General features: G+C 59.4%; 14 protein-coding genes and 2 pseudogenes. 10 read left to right on the top strand and 6 right to left on the bottom strand.

The window, feature by feature from the left end; all coding sequences use genetic code 11:
• Window positions 1–11 precede the first annotated feature (11 nt).
• Window positions 12–740 (top strand): annotated as a pseudogene (locus tag EN808_RS34610) (IS5 family transposase).
• 12 nt (window positions 741–752) lie between these two features.
• Here EN808_RS34610 and ligD read toward each other — a convergent pair.
• The gene (ligD, locus tag EN808_RS34615) at window positions 753–2,681 is read right to left on the bottom strand and encodes a DNA ligase D (protein WP_135918169.1); all 1,929 of its coding nucleotides are present in this window, start codon (window positions 2,679–2,681) and stop codon (window positions 753–755) included.
• A gap of 129 nt (window positions 2,682–2,810) precedes the next feature.
• On the opposite strand from ligD, the gene EN808_RS34620 reads away from it, so the two are divergent.
• On the top strand, window positions 2,811–2,990 hold the full coding sequence (locus tag EN808_RS34620) for a DUF3606 domain-containing protein (protein WP_135880768.1): 180 nt from the start codon (window positions 2,811–2,813) through the stop codon (window positions 2,988–2,990).
• Window positions 2,991–3,005: 15 nt separating this feature from the next.
• Window positions 3,006–3,782, top strand: a complete 777-nt coding sequence (gene xth / locus EN808_RS34625) for an exodeoxyribonuclease III (RefSeq protein WP_135918170.1) — start codon at window positions 3,006–3,008, stop codon at window positions 3,780–3,782.
• An 826-nt stretch (window positions 3,783–4,608) separates the two neighbouring features.
• Here xth and EN808_RS34630 read toward each other — a convergent pair.
• The 4 genes from EN808_RS34630 to EN808_RS34655 all read right to left on the bottom strand — a co-directional run bounded on the left by EN808_RS34630 (window position 4,609) and on the right by EN808_RS34655 (window position 7,301).
• Complete coding sequence (locus EN808_RS34630) at window positions 4,609–4,821, bottom strand: hypothetical protein (protein ID WP_135880770.1); 213 nt, start codon at window positions 4,819–4,821, stop codon at window positions 4,609–4,611.
• Window positions 4,822–6,019: 1,198 nt separating this feature from the next.
• A complete protein-coding gene (locus EN808_RS34640; protein WP_135879692.1) occupies window positions 6,020–6,232 on the bottom strand; it encodes a DUF768 domain-containing protein in 213 nt (70 codons plus the stop codon).
• Window positions 6,229–6,411: a hypothetical protein gene (locus EN808_RS34645; RefSeq protein WP_135880771.1), complete on the bottom strand. Its 183-nt coding sequence runs from the start codon at window positions 6,409–6,411 to the stop codon at window positions 6,229–6,231. The genes EN808_RS34640 and EN808_RS34645 overlap by 4 nt, the downstream gene beginning before the upstream one ends.
• A gap of 671 nt (window positions 6,412–7,082) precedes the next feature.
• Window positions 7,083–7,301: a hypothetical protein gene (locus EN808_RS34655; protein WP_245521065.1), complete on the bottom strand. Its 219-nt coding sequence runs from the start codon at window positions 7,299–7,301 to the stop codon at window positions 7,083–7,085.
• Between the two features lie 445 nt (window positions 7,302–7,746).
• Between EN808_RS34655 and EN808_RS34660 the strand changes: the two genes are divergently transcribed.
• The 7 genes and pseudogenes from EN808_RS34660 to EN808_RS34690 all read left to right on the top strand — a co-directional run bounded on the left by EN808_RS34660 (window position 7,747) and on the right by EN808_RS34690 (window position 14,512).
• Window positions 7,747–8,115: a hypothetical protein gene (locus EN808_RS34660; RefSeq protein ID WP_135918171.1), complete on the top strand. Its 369-nt coding sequence runs from the start codon at window positions 7,747–7,749 to the stop codon at window positions 8,113–8,115.
• A 387-nt stretch (window positions 8,116–8,502) separates the two neighbouring features.
• Window positions 8,503–9,678 (top strand): zinc-dependent alcohol dehydrogenase, encoded by a 1,176-nt coding sequence (locus EN808_RS34665; protein ID WP_135880775.1) that lies wholly within the window; start codon window positions 8,503–8,505, stop codon window positions 9,676–9,678.
• 15 nt (window positions 9,679–9,693) lie between these two features.
• Window positions 9,694–10,355, top strand: a pseudogene (locus EN808_RS34670) (SDR family NAD(P)-dependent oxidoreductase).
• Window positions 10,356–10,417: 62 nt separating this feature from the next.
• Window positions 10,418–11,308: an NAD(P)/FAD-dependent oxidoreductase gene (locus EN808_RS34675; protein WP_135906959.1), complete on the top strand. Its 891-nt coding sequence runs from the start codon at window positions 10,418–10,420 to the stop codon at window positions 11,306–11,308.
• A gap of 295 nt (window positions 11,309–11,603) precedes the next feature.
• A complete protein-coding gene (locus tag EN808_RS34680; protein ID WP_135918172.1) occupies window positions 11,604–12,776 on the top strand; it encodes a PHB depolymerase family esterase in 1,173 nt (390 codons plus the stop codon).
• A 770-nt stretch (window positions 12,777–13,546) separates the two neighbouring features.
• Window positions 13,547–14,011: a hypothetical protein gene (locus EN808_RS34685; protein WP_135880779.1), complete on the top strand. Its 465-nt coding sequence runs from the start codon at window positions 13,547–13,549 to the stop codon at window positions 14,009–14,011.
• A gap of 270 nt (window positions 14,012–14,281) precedes the next feature.
• Window positions 14,282–14,512, top strand: a complete 231-nt coding sequence (locus EN808_RS34690) for a hypothetical protein (RefSeq protein ID WP_335930848.1) — start codon at window positions 14,282–14,284, stop codon at window positions 14,510–14,512.
• Between the two features lie 285 nt (window positions 14,513–14,797).
• On the opposite strand, the gene EN808_RS37750 is transcribed toward EN808_RS34690, so the two are convergent.
• A partial coding sequence (locus EN808_RS37750) for a zincin-like metallopeptidase domain-containing protein (RefSeq protein WP_272483034.1) occupies window positions 14,798–15,037 on the bottom strand: 240 nt, incomplete at its 5' end.

Genomic DNA, 15,037 nt, shown 5'->3' on the forward strand with positions numbered 1-15,037 from the left:
AGTGGTAAGCGATCCAGCCACATCTGCCCAACAAGTTGCGGGGCGTCCCGCGCGTGGACGACCGCCGTGTGATGAACGGTATTTTCTGGGTGTTGCGCTCAGGCGCTCGCTGGGCCGATCTTCCCGCCCGCTATGGGCCGCCTGCGACAATCTACAATCGGTTCAACCGCTGGCGCAAAGCTGGGGTCTGGGACCGCCCGATGAGGGCCGTCACCAAGACCTATGACGGCGAAGTTCGGAAGATCGACACTTCTATTGTTCGCGTCCACCAGCAGGGTGCGACGGCAAAAAAGGGGGCCGAGATCATTGTCTCGGTCGTTCCCGAGGCGGGCTTACAACTAAAATCCATGCTCTTGTTGACGCGCAAGGCAGGCCGATCAAGCTGTTACTGACGGCAGGCCAGAAGAGCGACATCGCATCCGCAGCGGACTTGATCAAGAATTTGCCTGAAGGGGCCATGCTGCTCGCCGACAAAGGCTATGATGCCGACGCTTTGCGCGCTGCCATCACCGAACAAAATGCTTGGGCCAAATATCCCGCCAAAGGCCAATCGCCAAGACCCGATCTGCTTCAGCCCGTTCCTCTACAAGGCGCGTAACCTCGTCGAGCGCTTCTTCAACAAAGCCAAGCAGTTCCGCTGCATCGCAACTCGATACGACAAGCTGGCCGAGAACTACCTAGCCGCACTCAAACTCGTCTCAATTCGCATCTGGCTACGCGGTAATGAGTCTACGTCCTAGGAAGCAGCATCGTTATCGAATTGCTTTGCGAATGCGGTCAGTCAGCGTTTGCTCAACATCGAAGTAACCCTGCCAGGCGTCGGGCTCTTGAGCCCGCGCGGCAGCGGCAAGGACGTCGAACGTGGTAGCGCTTTTGAAAGTCGGCAACTCGTCCCAGGTGACCGGCACGGCGCAGGAGGCACCGGGCCGCGCACGGGTCGACCAGGGGCAGATTGCCGTTGCGCCTTGTCCGTTGCGTAGGTAGTCAAGAAACATGCGGCCCTTGCGCTTCGCCTTGCTCATGTTGGCCACGAAACGCGAAGGGTCGGTGCGAGCCAGCAGTTCAGCGAAGTCCTGGCAGAAGCTTTTGACCTTCTCCCAGTTTGCTTCGGGAATAATCGGAACGACGACGTGAACGCCCTTGCCGCCGGATAGCAACGGCCACGACTGCAGGCCGAGCGCTTCCAGAATGCTTCGGATATCAAGCGCTGCCTGCTTGACGTCACGGAAGTTCAGGCCCTCGTCCGGATCTATGTCGAAGATCATGCGATGTGGCAGGCTCGGCTGCTGCCGCAGGCTGCCCCAGACATGGAATTCGAGCACGTTCATCTGTACGCCGGCGATCAGCCCGGCCAGGTCGTCGACCCAGAGGATGCGGCTTTCCTTGCCGGACATCTTCTCCAGCTGCCCGTCATGGATGGCCTTCGGCATGCCAGGCAACTTGTGCTTCTGAAAGAAGCTCTGCTGCAGGTCGCCGTCGGTGTCGCGCACCAGCGAAAGGGGCCGATCCTGGATGTGCGGTAGCATCCTCTCGGCAACCGCTGCGTAGTACGCGACGAGCGTCGCCTTTGTCGCCTTGGTTCCGGGGTACATGAGCTTGTCCGGATGCGTGAGTTTGACTCCAACCGCAGCGGCGATCTCCTTGCCGATTGCCGGATCGAGGTCGGCGGAACCAGACGTCTTCGCCACTTCCATGACGACCTGATCGGCTCGCTTGTCTTCACGCATCCCCTCGAAACTGGGATGCCGCAGACTGCCATCTGGTGTCACCTCTGAATAGGTTACCTCGGCAACGAGTTCGGGCTTCACCCAGCGGGCGCGACGCGCGATGTCGAGCGGCACAGAGGAAAAAGCCGGTTTTTCCATTCGCCGTCGTTCAAGCTGGGCAAGGATCTTGTTGCGCATCGCCTCGGTGAAGCCGGTGCCAACACGTCCCCGGTACACCAGCTTGCCATTCTCGTATGTGCCCAGGATCAGCGATGCCATGCCGCGGCCAGTGTCGCTCGGGCGGTAGCCGCCGACCACGAATTCCTGTCGTTTCGTGCACTTGATCTTGAGCCAGGTGGCAGTTCGGTCGCCGACATAGCGGCTGTCCGCGCGCTTGGCGATCACTCCCTCGTGGCCCCCGGCGCACATGGTCTCGAGGATTTTCTCTCCATGATCGGCAATATGGCTGGAAAACTGCAGAGCTTCATCCGGGTCGGGTTCGCCCAAAAGCTCCGCAAGCCGCTCCTTGCGCTCGAGGAGCGGTTGGTTCGAGATATCGCCGCCGTTAAGTTCGAGCAGGTCGAAGGCGTAGAACTTGAGCGGCATGCCGGCAGCAATGCCAGTTTTGAGCATGGAGAAATTCGTGCGGCCCTGGCTGTCGATTGCGACGATTTCACCGTCGATCAGCGCCGAGCCTTTGGTGAGTTTCCGCAGCGGTGGGAGGACCACCTTGAACTGGCGGGTCCAGTCGTGACCGTTGCGGGTGTAGACGACGACTTCCGATCCGGAGACAGCGACCTGGGCTCGATAGCCGTCGAACTTCATCTCGAAGAGCCAATCGGCGCCCACCGGAATGTCGTCGGTCAGCGTGCAGAGCTGAAATGGCCGAAACGTGGGGAGTGGGTATCGCGGGGTAGAGTCTGAGTCTCTGCGCCGTGTACGCTTTTTGCCGAGGGCGGCCTCTACGGCCGACATGCCGAACTCGAATACATGGTGCGATTCAATCCTCGCCCTGGGATTTTGTTCCACACGCGCGTCGTTGAATTGAACCGGAAGAGTCCGGCTGCGTTGTTCAGAACTGGAACGCAACCTTGGAGCAAGAAAATGGCAACTACTCAAACAACTCGCGGCCGCAGCCAGGATCGCGCGAAGGTCGCTGGTGGGCAGGATCATGAAGTCAAGTATGAGGCGGGCAAGACCGGAGCAAGCAAGCCCGAGGTGAAGTCGGCCGTGAAATCGGTTGGTAACAGCCGCAAGAAGGTTGAGGACAAGCTCAAGAAATAGCTGGGTGCGCAAGCGATGATCCGTATCGCCACCTTCAATGTAAACGGTGTTAACGGTCGGCTGCCGGTCCTCCTCGCGTGGCTCAGGGCCACGCGTTATGACGTCGTCTGTCTTCAAGAACTGAAAACATCCGACGAGAATTTTCCGGTTGAGGCGATCCGCGAGACGGGATACGGCGCGATCTGGCACGGCCAGAAATCCTATAATGGTGTTGCTATCCTGGCTCGCGGAGCAGACCCCGTTGAGCGCCGGCGCGGGCTTCCCGGCGACCCTGACGACAGCCATAGCCGCTATATCGAGGCGGAGGTTAGTGGGCTCGTTGTCGGCTGCCTGTACTTGCCAAACGGAAATCCCGCCCCTGGTCCCAAGTTTGATTACAAGCTGCGTTGGTTCGACCGCCTGATCAGCTACGGCCGGGGTCTCCTCAAAGAGGGCGCACCGACCGTGATGTGTGGCGACTACAATGTCGTCCCAACCCCGATTGATGCAGTGGTGCCGCGACGATGGCTTGGCGATGCAGTGTACTTTCCCGAGAGTCGGCAAGCCTATGCCGGGATGCTTGAGGATGGCTGGGTCGATGCGGTCCGGCGCATCCATCCGCAAAGGGGTGTCTATACTTATTGGAATCACACCTATGGCGGCGGCTACGACAGGAGTTCGGGCCTGCGAATGGACCATCTGCTGGTCAGTCCCTCGCTGTCGCCTCGGCTTGGCGATGCCGGGGTGGATGTAGAGACCCGGGCCTGGGAGAAGCCGAGCGATCATGCGCCGGCGTGGATAGAGCTTGAGTAGCCCGAGTCGAGGCGATCCCGCCAGCGATTCAGACGGCGTTCGTTGCTGCGGGCTGCTAACTTCGCCACTCTTTGTCAGAAATTTGTAGCATTCGTCGGAAGGGCGGCGGGTCTTGCAGCATTACTACGCCTTGCACTGCCTCAGGTAGTCGAAACCAGCCGCCGAACTAGATCGCGGCGCTGATTGCGTGCGTCACCCGATGTTTTTCGATCTGCCCGACTATGATCACGCTTTGGCAGTGCCGGAGAACTTTTGCGATCGAGCCAATTCCAAAGCGGTCGATGCGCTTGCGCGCGACTACGCCAATAAGATATCGACGTAGCAAGCATGAAGGATCTCTGGATCGACTGCCTCACCGTCGCAACCAACAAAGACGACCACGCCATACGCAGACGTCATTACTGACAGGCCAAAGGGCGGTATCTTCCCGGATCTAGCGGATAGCGTCAGCCAGCGCGTCCCGTGAGCAAATGCTATGCAATCCCGGTCTATCTCCACCGGCACCGCAAGTCCGGGCACCACTTTCACGCCTTCCTCATCCAGCTCGAAACTCGAATCGACGATCGTGACGACCGTCGCATGGATCCGTCCGGTGCGAACCTGACCGTCGTGCGTAGCAATTGGCCAACTGCCGACGATTCATAGACGATTGTGCTGTCCTTCTGCGCCTCTAGGACGTCAATGCCACTCCGGTTACAAGCGAAAGCGGCAAACCCCGTTTCGCCTGCGGCCCGCGGATTTCTTTGGACTTTCCACCCCTGTCGATGCCGAAACTCTTCAAGAGGACGGTATGTCCGCTTCGGCTTTGATTAGGGCAGGATCGCCCTTATTCCAGAAACATCAGGGCTGTGGCCAGAAATCCCATTCCGAAGCAAGAGGCCATCGAATAGGCGATCATCCCAACAGCCAGATAAGCGCCGCTGCCTGCCGGTATATGGCTGCCGATAGCGCCAAAGGCCACGAGCCAGCCCGCCACCGTCAATCCGATGATCGCGCCTGCAGCAAGGTTTTTGATCACAAAAAGCACCAGTGGAGGCATGGACTGTGCTCCCGGAAAGAGTCGCGGGCGTTTGCCGCCGGCTGAAATTCAGCAACTGACACCTAACGGCAAGACACGCGTCCGGGTTGCCTCCTGTCTGTTTTCTTTCGGGACCGGGTCGACACTGAGGTCCTGTGCAATGGACAGCCGATCGGGCGCACAGGGTTCCGATCGAGTGGTCGAGCTCCAGCGCCACAGCGGCCGTAACCCGTGAGCGCTTCAAGGTTCTCAGCAACCTACCCTTCAGCCGACTGGATCATCACGAAATAGCGGCGGGAACGCTCTACGTGACTCGGGTTGGAACAATGCCGGGGAAATCATCTAAAACAGAAGAGAACAATATGCACAAACAGGCGGGTAGCCGACCCATACAGTGAGCGGGCTTTTAGCCTGCAAGGCTATTTTCACGGTATCAAGCGGTCCAGGGATGGCTATCTCCTTAGGTTCAAATCGCGAACGGTCACATCGGGAGCAGCAGCCGGGATCGCGATGCTGCCTGCCCGCGACGCTGTCAAAGCCACGCTAATTCGGCGTAACCAGCAAACGTGTGGCTAGCTGCAGGTCAGCTGTCTCCAAACCCTCTCCCAGAATCGGGCGAAAATTGGCCGAAGGAGTGCTTGGGCGGCCTCGTGTCGTCCGCGTATCGCCAACAGCGAAGCGAGGTCAATAGCGCTCCGCAGCCCCCATGCGCGAGCCCCCTGACGATCGCTGCACCGCGCGTTGACGGGCGGCGGTCGACCACCGCCTTCCCGAGCCCAACCGGGAACCAGGCCCCAGCGCGCCGAGACAAGGCCGCCCATGCTGGTCGACAACTCCTCACGCATGATGATCGGATAGGTCAGGCTCGGCGCGCTGTTTCACAGCGGGAAGCTGTTGCTCAGTCGTTCGACATCGCCCGGATGGGCGAATTCGAACCGACGAACCATGTCGGGGATTGTCGTCTTTACGAAAACGCGTCCACACAGATTACGTCATGCTCAATCGTTGCCGTCAGGGAAGACCAAAATGGGAACGAGTCAAGGCGACGATTGCCTTCGCAGCCAAGCCTCAGACTGCTCGTTGTTGAACGCAACCGCTTCCTCCAGCGAGGGAAACTGCCGCGCCGTTATCGATCCGTCCGGCATCATCTGGACTGCCAAAAAAGGCAGGCCCTTGATGGGTGGTGGGTAAATTACGAAGGTTGGCGCAACCTGCTGATTCACTCAGGGAGCCCCGGTTCGAAATGTATGATCGCGTCGAGGATCGTGCGGTAGAGACTGTCGACCTCTTCGTCTATTTCGGCCCGCTTAATTCCGATCGCCTTGGCGTTGGCAATGAGCTTGTGGGCGAGCTCGTCCACCTCCGCATGGGCAGTTTCGGGAACAGTGTTGGCGATCCACTGGTCCAGGAAGTTGCTGCCGCGCGCGCTCATTGACGCTTAAGCTTCGTCGCCGGCTTTGGTTCCTGCGAGGACAATTGCGCGGCTTTAAGCCGCTGCTCTCTCAATCGAGCGGTCTTATCGGCCCTTGCCTTCCGCTCCGCATCCAGCACAAGCTTGCTTTCCCGGTCGGCTCTTTCGATCCTTTCGCGATCGACCTTGCGTTGCGTCATGACAGCCTCCTTTGGCAGGACAAGCCAAGAAAGAAATGAGTCTGAAAAGGTTCAACACGAAATTCAGCCGTCCAATGTCAAACGTTATTGCCGTGGCCTTCGGTCCAGGCGTCTTCGCGGACCCTCACCCTCCACTGAGAGTTTATGCAGGCCGAGGCCGATCCGTTGGCCCTCTGCGAAGGCCCGCGCATACGATTCGATCTCGAACGACTTGATTGTCGCGTTGCCATTCCGCACAACGCGAACGAACCACTCGCCGAGGTTCTCGGTTATTTCGACGGAATCGGGGGGTATTTCTGAAGCCATGCTTCCTCCCAAGATTGGGCGAAAGCACCGGAGTTGGCTTCCAAGCGACCGTTTGCCGTGCAGTTGCGGGCGACTTAAGGATCCTACGCTATCTGGGAAATCCCGGACACAACATTTGTGTGTCACGGCCTAAGAATCAATCTGAATATGAAAAGTCATAGCCACTTGCAGAAGCTGGCGGCCCCTCTCGTCCCGGACCTTGAATGGCAGCTCCCGATGGGGGCCATCCGGCAACACTTCCTTTATCACCTGGCGGCCTCACGCTTGACCGCATCGAAACTGGATAAGTCTGTCCCCACCTCGTCGGGCTGAGCTACGCCATTATCCAAAAAGTCGAAGAAATAGAGCGCCATAGGCGTTCAATCTCACAACCATGAAAAAGTTTCCTGAAAGCGAGAATTTCGTGAGCCGCCCTGTGCGAAAATCCTCGACCAGGGTGCGATATTTTGAGGTCCAGTCGAGACCGTTGCACGTGTAATACGAGTGCCATCCTCGTCGATGACGAGCTGCGAGCGATAGCCGTCGAACTTCACCTCGTGCAGCCAGTTCTCGCCGTCGGGCAGCTGGTCGACAAGGGTCGGCACTCGGACCTCGGTCCTACGGTTCCGACGGCCTGGAGGGTGAGTTCGAGGACGAACTCACCCTCCAGAAGCTATATGAAGCTCACGAGCTCAAGCCGGCGATCGAGGAAGCGTCGGTGCGGGTCAGCGGCTGATTGCATCCCCGTTCACTTGCCTGCGTGGAATCTATCGTTCGGGCGTCAACCAATCCTGTTCGACGAGATCGCGCAATTTGTTGGCGCGGTCGAGCGCCTGTCTGCTGGCGGCTTGTCACGAAGCGTCCCATGAAGCTTTTGCGATTTCGGGCAACCGCGTCATTGTTGCAGACGCGATCTGCTCCGGAGCGGACTGCACGACGCCATGCTGGCCATCTACGAGAGCCGCTTTGGGATGCAAGTGGAGACGGTCACCCCTGCCGATCTCGTGGCGGCGGGAATCGATGGAATGCTTTGAGCAGGAGTGAGCGCGCATGAGAAAGCAGCAGTGCATCATCGAGACGCTAGGAGTATCGTCCCGTTTCGATTTCGCACAGGAAGGCCGGCAGCGCATCGACTTCCTCGCTTCCTATCTGCGGGCATCGGGTCTCGGCACTTATGTGCTCGGGATCAGCGGCGGAGTTGATTCGTTGGCTGCGTTCCTGGCGCAACGCGCCGTCGATGATCACGGCTGGCCGGAAACGAGGCAGAGTTTCTGGCCGTTCGGCTTCCTTATGGAACCCAGGCTGACGAGAGCCACACACAGCGGACACGATACAGGCGGACGAGGTCCTCCGCATCGACATCCGGCCGGCTACCGACGCGATGTTGCCGTCTATAAGGTTCGCCGGCGCTCATCTTAGGATGCCGGCCGTTAGGATTTCGTGCTCGGCAACATCAAAGCGCGTCAGCGCATGATTGCCCAATTCGCGCTGGCCGGCGCGCCCGGATCAGCGCCTGGAAGGCCGAGAGGTCGACGACGCCGACTACAGTCGGATACTTCACATGCTTCGGGCAACTCACACAAGCGCGCGCTTCCGGTCGCGCTTATCCGCCTGCCCTCTTCTGCCTGATCAAAGCCGGCATTTACCGCGAACCCGCACACCTTTGCCCCAAGAAGTGGACGACGGACGCCCCCGGCAATGGGCGACCGATGCAATTCTCGCAGCGGCGAATGTCACTTCTGTACTAGGATTTCGGAACAACGAGGCGCGCCAGAGCTTAGGCTTTGAATTCAGCGAGAGGTTACGATGCGCGCACTCACCTGGCACGGCAAACATGACATTCGTTGCGAGAGCGTGCCCGACCCCACGATCGAAGCGCCTACGGACGCGATTATCAAGGTCACCTCCTGCGCCATCTGCGGCTCCGATCTCCACCTCTACAATGGCGTTATTCCCGACATGCACAGCGGCGATGTGCTCGGCCACGAGAACATGGGCGAGGTTGTCGAAGTCGGATCCAGCGTCTCCAACCTAAAGGTTGGCGACCGCGTCGTGGTGCCGTTCGTCATCGCCTGTGGCGAGTGCTTCTTCTGCAAGCGCGGCGCCTTCTCCGGCTGCGAGCGGTCCAATCCGCAGAAAAGCAAGGAAAAGGCTCAGACATTGTGGGGTCATTCGCCAGCTGGCCTTTTTGGCTACTCGCACCTCCTCGGTGGTTTCCCTGGCGGCCAGGCGGAGTATCTTCGCGTACCCTACGCCGATGTCGGGCCGATCAAGGTGCCGGCAGGCCTGAGCGACGAACAGGTGCTATTCCTCTCCGACATTTTTCCAACTGGCTACATGGCGGCGGACTTCTGCGACATCCAACAGGGTGACACGATCGCCATTTGGGGCTGCGGCCCGGTGGGACAGATGGCGATCAGGAGCGCGTTTCTGCTTGGGGCAGAGCGCGTTATCGCCATTGATACGGTTCCGGAGCGATTGGAACTGGCGCGCGCCGCCGGCGCCATCACAGTCGATTTCCTGGATGAAGATGTCTACGACCGCATCCAGGAGTTGACCAAAGGGCGCGGAGCAGACGCCAGTATCGATGCGGTCGGTACCGAGCCGCTGGCCAATTCCAGCTTCTACGCGATGGTCGACCGGGTGAAGGTCGCGACCTTCATGGGCACGGACCGGCCGCATGTCCTGCGTCAGGCAATCCACTGCACGCGCAACTTTGGCACGGTCTCCATTGTCGGCGTCTACGGCGGATTTCTCGACAAGATCCCATTTGGATCCGCCATCAACCGGGGTCTGACGATGCGCATGGCCCAGACGCCGGTACAGGGCTATTTGTCGAAACTTCTTGTTCATATCGAGAACGGCGACATCGACCCATCCTTCGTGATCACCCACACGGCGAGCCTCGAGGAGGGCCCTGACCTCTACAAGATGTTCAACGACAAGAAGGACGGCTGCATCAAAGTCGTTCTCAAGCCCTGACGACGGAGGTAGCACATGTCTGATCCCTCACGACCCCTCGCCATCGTCACCGGCGCCTTTAGCGGCATTGGCCTCGAACTTGCGAAACTCGCGATTGAACAGGGATATGATCTTACCATCGCTGCCGACGAACGCGATATCCACGAGGCCGCCAGGACGCTCAAGGCCCAGGGAGCCAAGGTTCAAGCCGTTCAGGCTTCCACCACCGAGGGTGTCGACCAACGCTATGATGCCCCGCGCGACCTAGGGCGTCCGGTCGAAATCCTGATCGCAAACGCCGGATGTGGCCTCGGCCACGCCTTTCTCGACCAGGATATTGACGAGGCCAAGCGCGTTGTCGACATCAACATCGTCGCGATCTACCTAACGCAAAAGGTCGGATGTGACATGCGCGAACCAAACCGGGGCAAAATACTTCTCACCGGCTCGGTTGCCGGTTTCATGCCGGGCTCTCGCTTCTTCGAAAGGGCCGATATGCTCGATACCAACGTCGGTCAGCAGGAGAAAGTCGATCCCGCCGATGTCGAAAGCAGGTTGGGACGCGATGATGCGGGGCGATGGCGACACTGTCAGCGGCCTGAAACAAAATCCAGTCCGCAGTCGCCAACGGTACGCCAGCGCGCCTGCTTGCCGAGCAGCATCGGAAGATGGCCGAGCCCGGTTCGGCTGACGACTAGTGCGTGAGCCCAATCCGCCGACTCTTGCGTGTCCCCGAGACAACGAGGATTCGAACTACAACATGAGGTGCGACTGTCTCATAGTCGGCGGCGGCCCGGCCGGGTTGGCGGCGGCGACATACCTCGGGCGGTTTCGCCGTCGGGTCATCGTCGTCGACGCCGGGGAAAGCCGCGCGAAATGGATTCCCGTCAGTTACAATTGTCCTGGTTATCCCGACGGCATCGTCGGCGTCGACCTGCTTGAACGCCTGCGGCAGCAGGCGCTGATGTGTAACGTTGACCTCATCAACGATACAGTGACGGCGCTGCTGCGCGAAGGAGATGATTTCGTCGCCGCGGCATCCTTTCCTATTCGGGCGCGCGCGGTGCTCATCGCCACCGGCATAGTCGATACGCTTCCTCCCATTCCGGATGTGGCCAACATGATCGCAAGTGGCGCGCTGCGGCTATGCCCGATTTGCGACGCCTACGAGGTTGTCGATAAACGCGTCGCCGTAATCGGCCCTGCAGACCGGGCTGCAAAGGAGGCCGTCTTCCTGCGGACTTATTCCAGAGACGTCACTTTGCTCGTGACTGATCCGATATCTGACCTTAACCCCGCCGCGTGTGAACTGCTCCACGGGGCTGACGTCACGGTGCAAGAATGCCTCCCGGATTCGATACGCGCAGAGGACCAAAAGGTTCGTGTAAGTCTTCTAGACGGGAGGACGCTTTCCTTCGACACGATCTATCCCGCCATGGGTTGCACCATGCGCTCAAAGCTCGCCATCGATCTCGGCGCGGCATTCGACGAGGCCGGCAATCTGGTCGTGGACTCACACCAGCGCACCGGCATAGCGGGCCTCTATGCAGCAGGCGACGTCGTCGACGAAATCAACCAGATCGCGGTGGCCTTTGGGCACGCGGCGATCGCCGCCGTCGCCATGCACCGCTATCTTGCGACCACCGACTAGGAAAACTGGGCGCGTTGCGGGCGGAAATGGTCGGTTCGGGGGTCGGCCCTCATGTTGAACGTTTCGGAACTTTTGGTTCGCTGGGCGCTTGTTGAGCATGCTCTTCACGACTCGGTGAACGGCAGCGCACATAAACCTCTCGACACTGATTTGCAGATCGGCCGGTCCGTAGGGCCGGCCATTGTCCCATTCAAGTCTGTCTCCATTGTTATTGTGCAGTGCAGCAACGATATTGCTGCGAGTGCGTTGCACACACGCCGTCCAATCCCGGGCGTCAAAAACAAGGACGGCTCAATTGCGAAAAGTCTCCGATAAGATCGCGCGCCTTGCAGCACTGCGCGGGCTACAAGGCACACATCCCACCTCTTTCACATCCGCCGATCGCCTCTCCCCCCTAGTAAATTTCGGCTCCAATCCTGGTGTCTTGCAGGCACAATATTATATGCCCGCTGACCTCCCGGATGGGGCGCCGCTGGTCGTTGTGCTGCACGGTTGCACCCAGAATGCAGCCAGTTACGACCATCAGTCGGGGTGGTCGCAACTCGCTGACGAGGCCGGTTTCGCGCTTCTCTACCCCGAGCAGCAACGCGCCAACAATCCGAAGCTCTGCTTCAACTGGTTCCTGCCGGCAGACATTACGCGCGATCGTGGCGAGGTCTTCTCGATCCGGCAGATGATCGAGACAGTGGTCGTTGCCCACGGCCTGGACCGAAAGCAAATATTCGTCACCGGTCTTTCAGCCGGCGGCGCAATGGCCGCCGCGATGCTCGCTACTTATCCTGAGGTGTTCGCCGGCGGCGGCATCATTGCCGGGATGCCCTTCAGCTGCGCGACAACCATTCCGGCAGCGTTCGATCGGATGCGTGGCCACGGCATCCCTTCTGATAAGGAGTTGCAGCGGCTCTTGCGAAAAGCTTCCAAGCACAATGGGCAGTGGCCCAAGATTTCGATCTGGCACGGCTCCGGCGATCATATTGTGGCCTCTACCAACGCGGAATCCATCGCGGCCCAGTGGCGCGACGTGCACAAACTCGACACGGCGCCCACGCATTCGACAAGCGAGCGCGCACGAAGCCGGCGGGTCTGGGCTGACGAAGCAGGCGAGGCGAAGATCGAGATCAATATGATTGCAGGTATGGGCCACGGTACCCCCATCGGCAACGGCGTTGGCACGGCCGGGCCTTACATGCTCGATGTAGGAATTTCATCAACCGAGGAGTTGGCGCGGTTCTGGGCTCTCGGCGATGCCGTTGACGCGAGAGGGTCAGCGAGGGCTAGGTCCGCGCCGAGGCCTGCTGAGCCGAGGGTCGAGAGAAAGCCATCAGCATTTGATCTTCGGCCAGCGGCCGTGGAGCCGGCTAAGGCCAGGCTTGCAGAACCAGATCGCATAGATGTGGGGTTATCGAAGGGTCGAGCGGTGAGGAAGGTCATCGAGGACGCTCTGCGTGCCGCGGGCCTGATGCGGTAGGAGAGCGCAAACCCTTAAGGTTCCGTAAGCACGGCTAAGCGCAGTAGAGGCTCTGAACTAAGGAACGCGGTAGCTTTGTAATCGGATCCTTCTCGCCCGCGCCGACAACACCGGCCAGCCTTTCGACGTTCGGATATTTGTCGCCCATTATTTTGCCTCTATCGGTGGAAAGCGCACCCTGGACGCGGGGTTGCGAGCCCGTCACCTACGCATTCCACAAAGCAGTAGTCAACCTCCCTGCACGACTTCCTCGGCCACTCGGTGAACAACCCCTGCGCCGCTTTTGTCCCATGAGAAGAATGGTCGCGACCGTCGAATAGCGGCATTGCCCATCAGTCGGCCGGTCGTTGCTGTCCGGTAGGCGTACGGTGCCCCCGGATAACTCTGCGTAATCATCGATGGCGAGGAAGGGCTTGTGCACCATTTGGGGAGCCAAGCGATCATCTACCCCAGGCAGTAGAAACCTAAGCAGACCGAGAAGGCTGCGGGAGCCTCTCATGTGGCGCTTGCAACGACGCGGTGGCCGGCGGCGCTGGCGTAGCCAATGACCCAGTCTCTTGGCCGTCCCCAAAAAGGCGGCCTAGGCGAGATGGCCGCGCAAGGTCACTTCCAAGGCCAGCGAGACGGTGGAAATCAAGGCAGGCGCACGGTCAAATTTTCTCGGCGATGGAACTTCCCGACGGATTGCGGGTTCGCCGGTATAGGGACGACTGAGGCCCATTCCGGCCTGTGCAATTTGCAGGCAAGCGCCTCGCCAACAGGAGACGTCCATGAAACATCAGACACTTGAAGAACTGCATGGGGTCGCGGAAGTCGAAGAATCCTTCCCGGCCATGACGCGGCGTGAGCGTTTGGAACATTGGGCCATGCTGCTCGAACGAAATCCCGAGCGGTGTCTCGCCGCCTTCCCCGGGACGGAATACATGACCTTGGGTGTGCGCGAGAAAGCCCAGTCCCTCGGCTCCGCGATCAGCATCGCTTTCGCCGATCCAATGTTGTGCGCGCAAGGATTGAAGAACGATACGTATGGCGAAGCGAAGCGCTTCTTCGACCTAGCGGATTGGCAGTTGCACGCTATAGTTTGCCATTGCCATGTCGGCGGGACGATGAAAGCCGGATGGGCCGCAGTTCAAGTCCGATCTGCCATCGACAAGGAAGGCAAGGCTTTCAGCAAATTGCGCGACGCCATGGCGCATTGGCCAGTATTCCGCATCCTAACTCACGCAAGTGAGTAAGAGACGCCTCAGGAAACTGAAAGAGGCAGCGGTCGGAAAAGGTCCAAGCACGTGACCGACGGTATTTTGGACCTGAGATCGCCAACCGTGAAAAAACGGGCGAGCGTCGCTCGTTTCCTTTTGCCTCATGGAGCTAGCTGCCGAGCATGTTCCTCGGAAGTGGTCCGCTGAGATCCGCAGCGTAGCGTGCTTGCTATGTATCTTGTCCAAATACTGTTGCCCCGCTCAGACAACCAGGGTGAACCCTTCCCCCGAACGGATTTCGACCGCGTGAAAGAAGAATTGGCCGCCCGCTTCGATGGGGTGACCGCCTATCTCCAGGCGCCTGCGGAGGGTCTTTGGAAGGACGGCGGAGAAACAGACCGGGACGATATCGTCGTCTTCGAGGTGATGACGCCGAAGGTGGACGCTTTGGAATGGCAGCGTCGACGCAGCGATCTAGAGCGCCGCTTCCGGCAGGATAAAATTGTGGTCCGCTACTCGAAGATAACGGTCCTTTGAAGCTTATTGTCTTGGGCTCGTCGGCCTCGGATACGTTCCAGACTGCCCTTTTATGCGACCTTCGAAACACGAATGGCGAACGTTGAGAGGGCGTTCTGTGTTTTGACGTCAACAAGCCTGCCCATTCCGCAGTTCCCTGATCATCAGCAATGGCATGAACGGCGCCGAAAGCCGAATGACAGTTCGCGACTTCGGGATGGCGATAGCGGACGTTTCGCATGGGGGGCTTGGAAGTCCCGCCTGACCCTCGGGATCCGGAACTATCGGACCAGACGACATGCCAATTCAACGGAATTGGTGGGCCCACGCTTGCTCAGCCAGCAACCCGAGCGGGCAGCAAAGCACTTGCCTATTTGGTATGCTGGTATAATATGTACCTGACATAGCGTGTTCCCGAGGTACCGTGGGCACGATCCCCAAGGCTGCGCAGCAGAAGGCAGCGTTGATCTCTGCCACGAGTTCCTCGAACGCATATTTTCTGGAGCCCGAAGGGCCGGAGCAGTCACGGGCCAAGCGTGAACTGTG

Source organism: Mesorhizobium sp. M8A.F.Ca.ET.165.01.1.1 (genome assembly GCF_004792065.1).
Classification (GTDB): domain Bacteria; phylum Pseudomonadota; class Alphaproteobacteria; order Rhizobiales; family Rhizobiaceae; genus Mesorhizobium.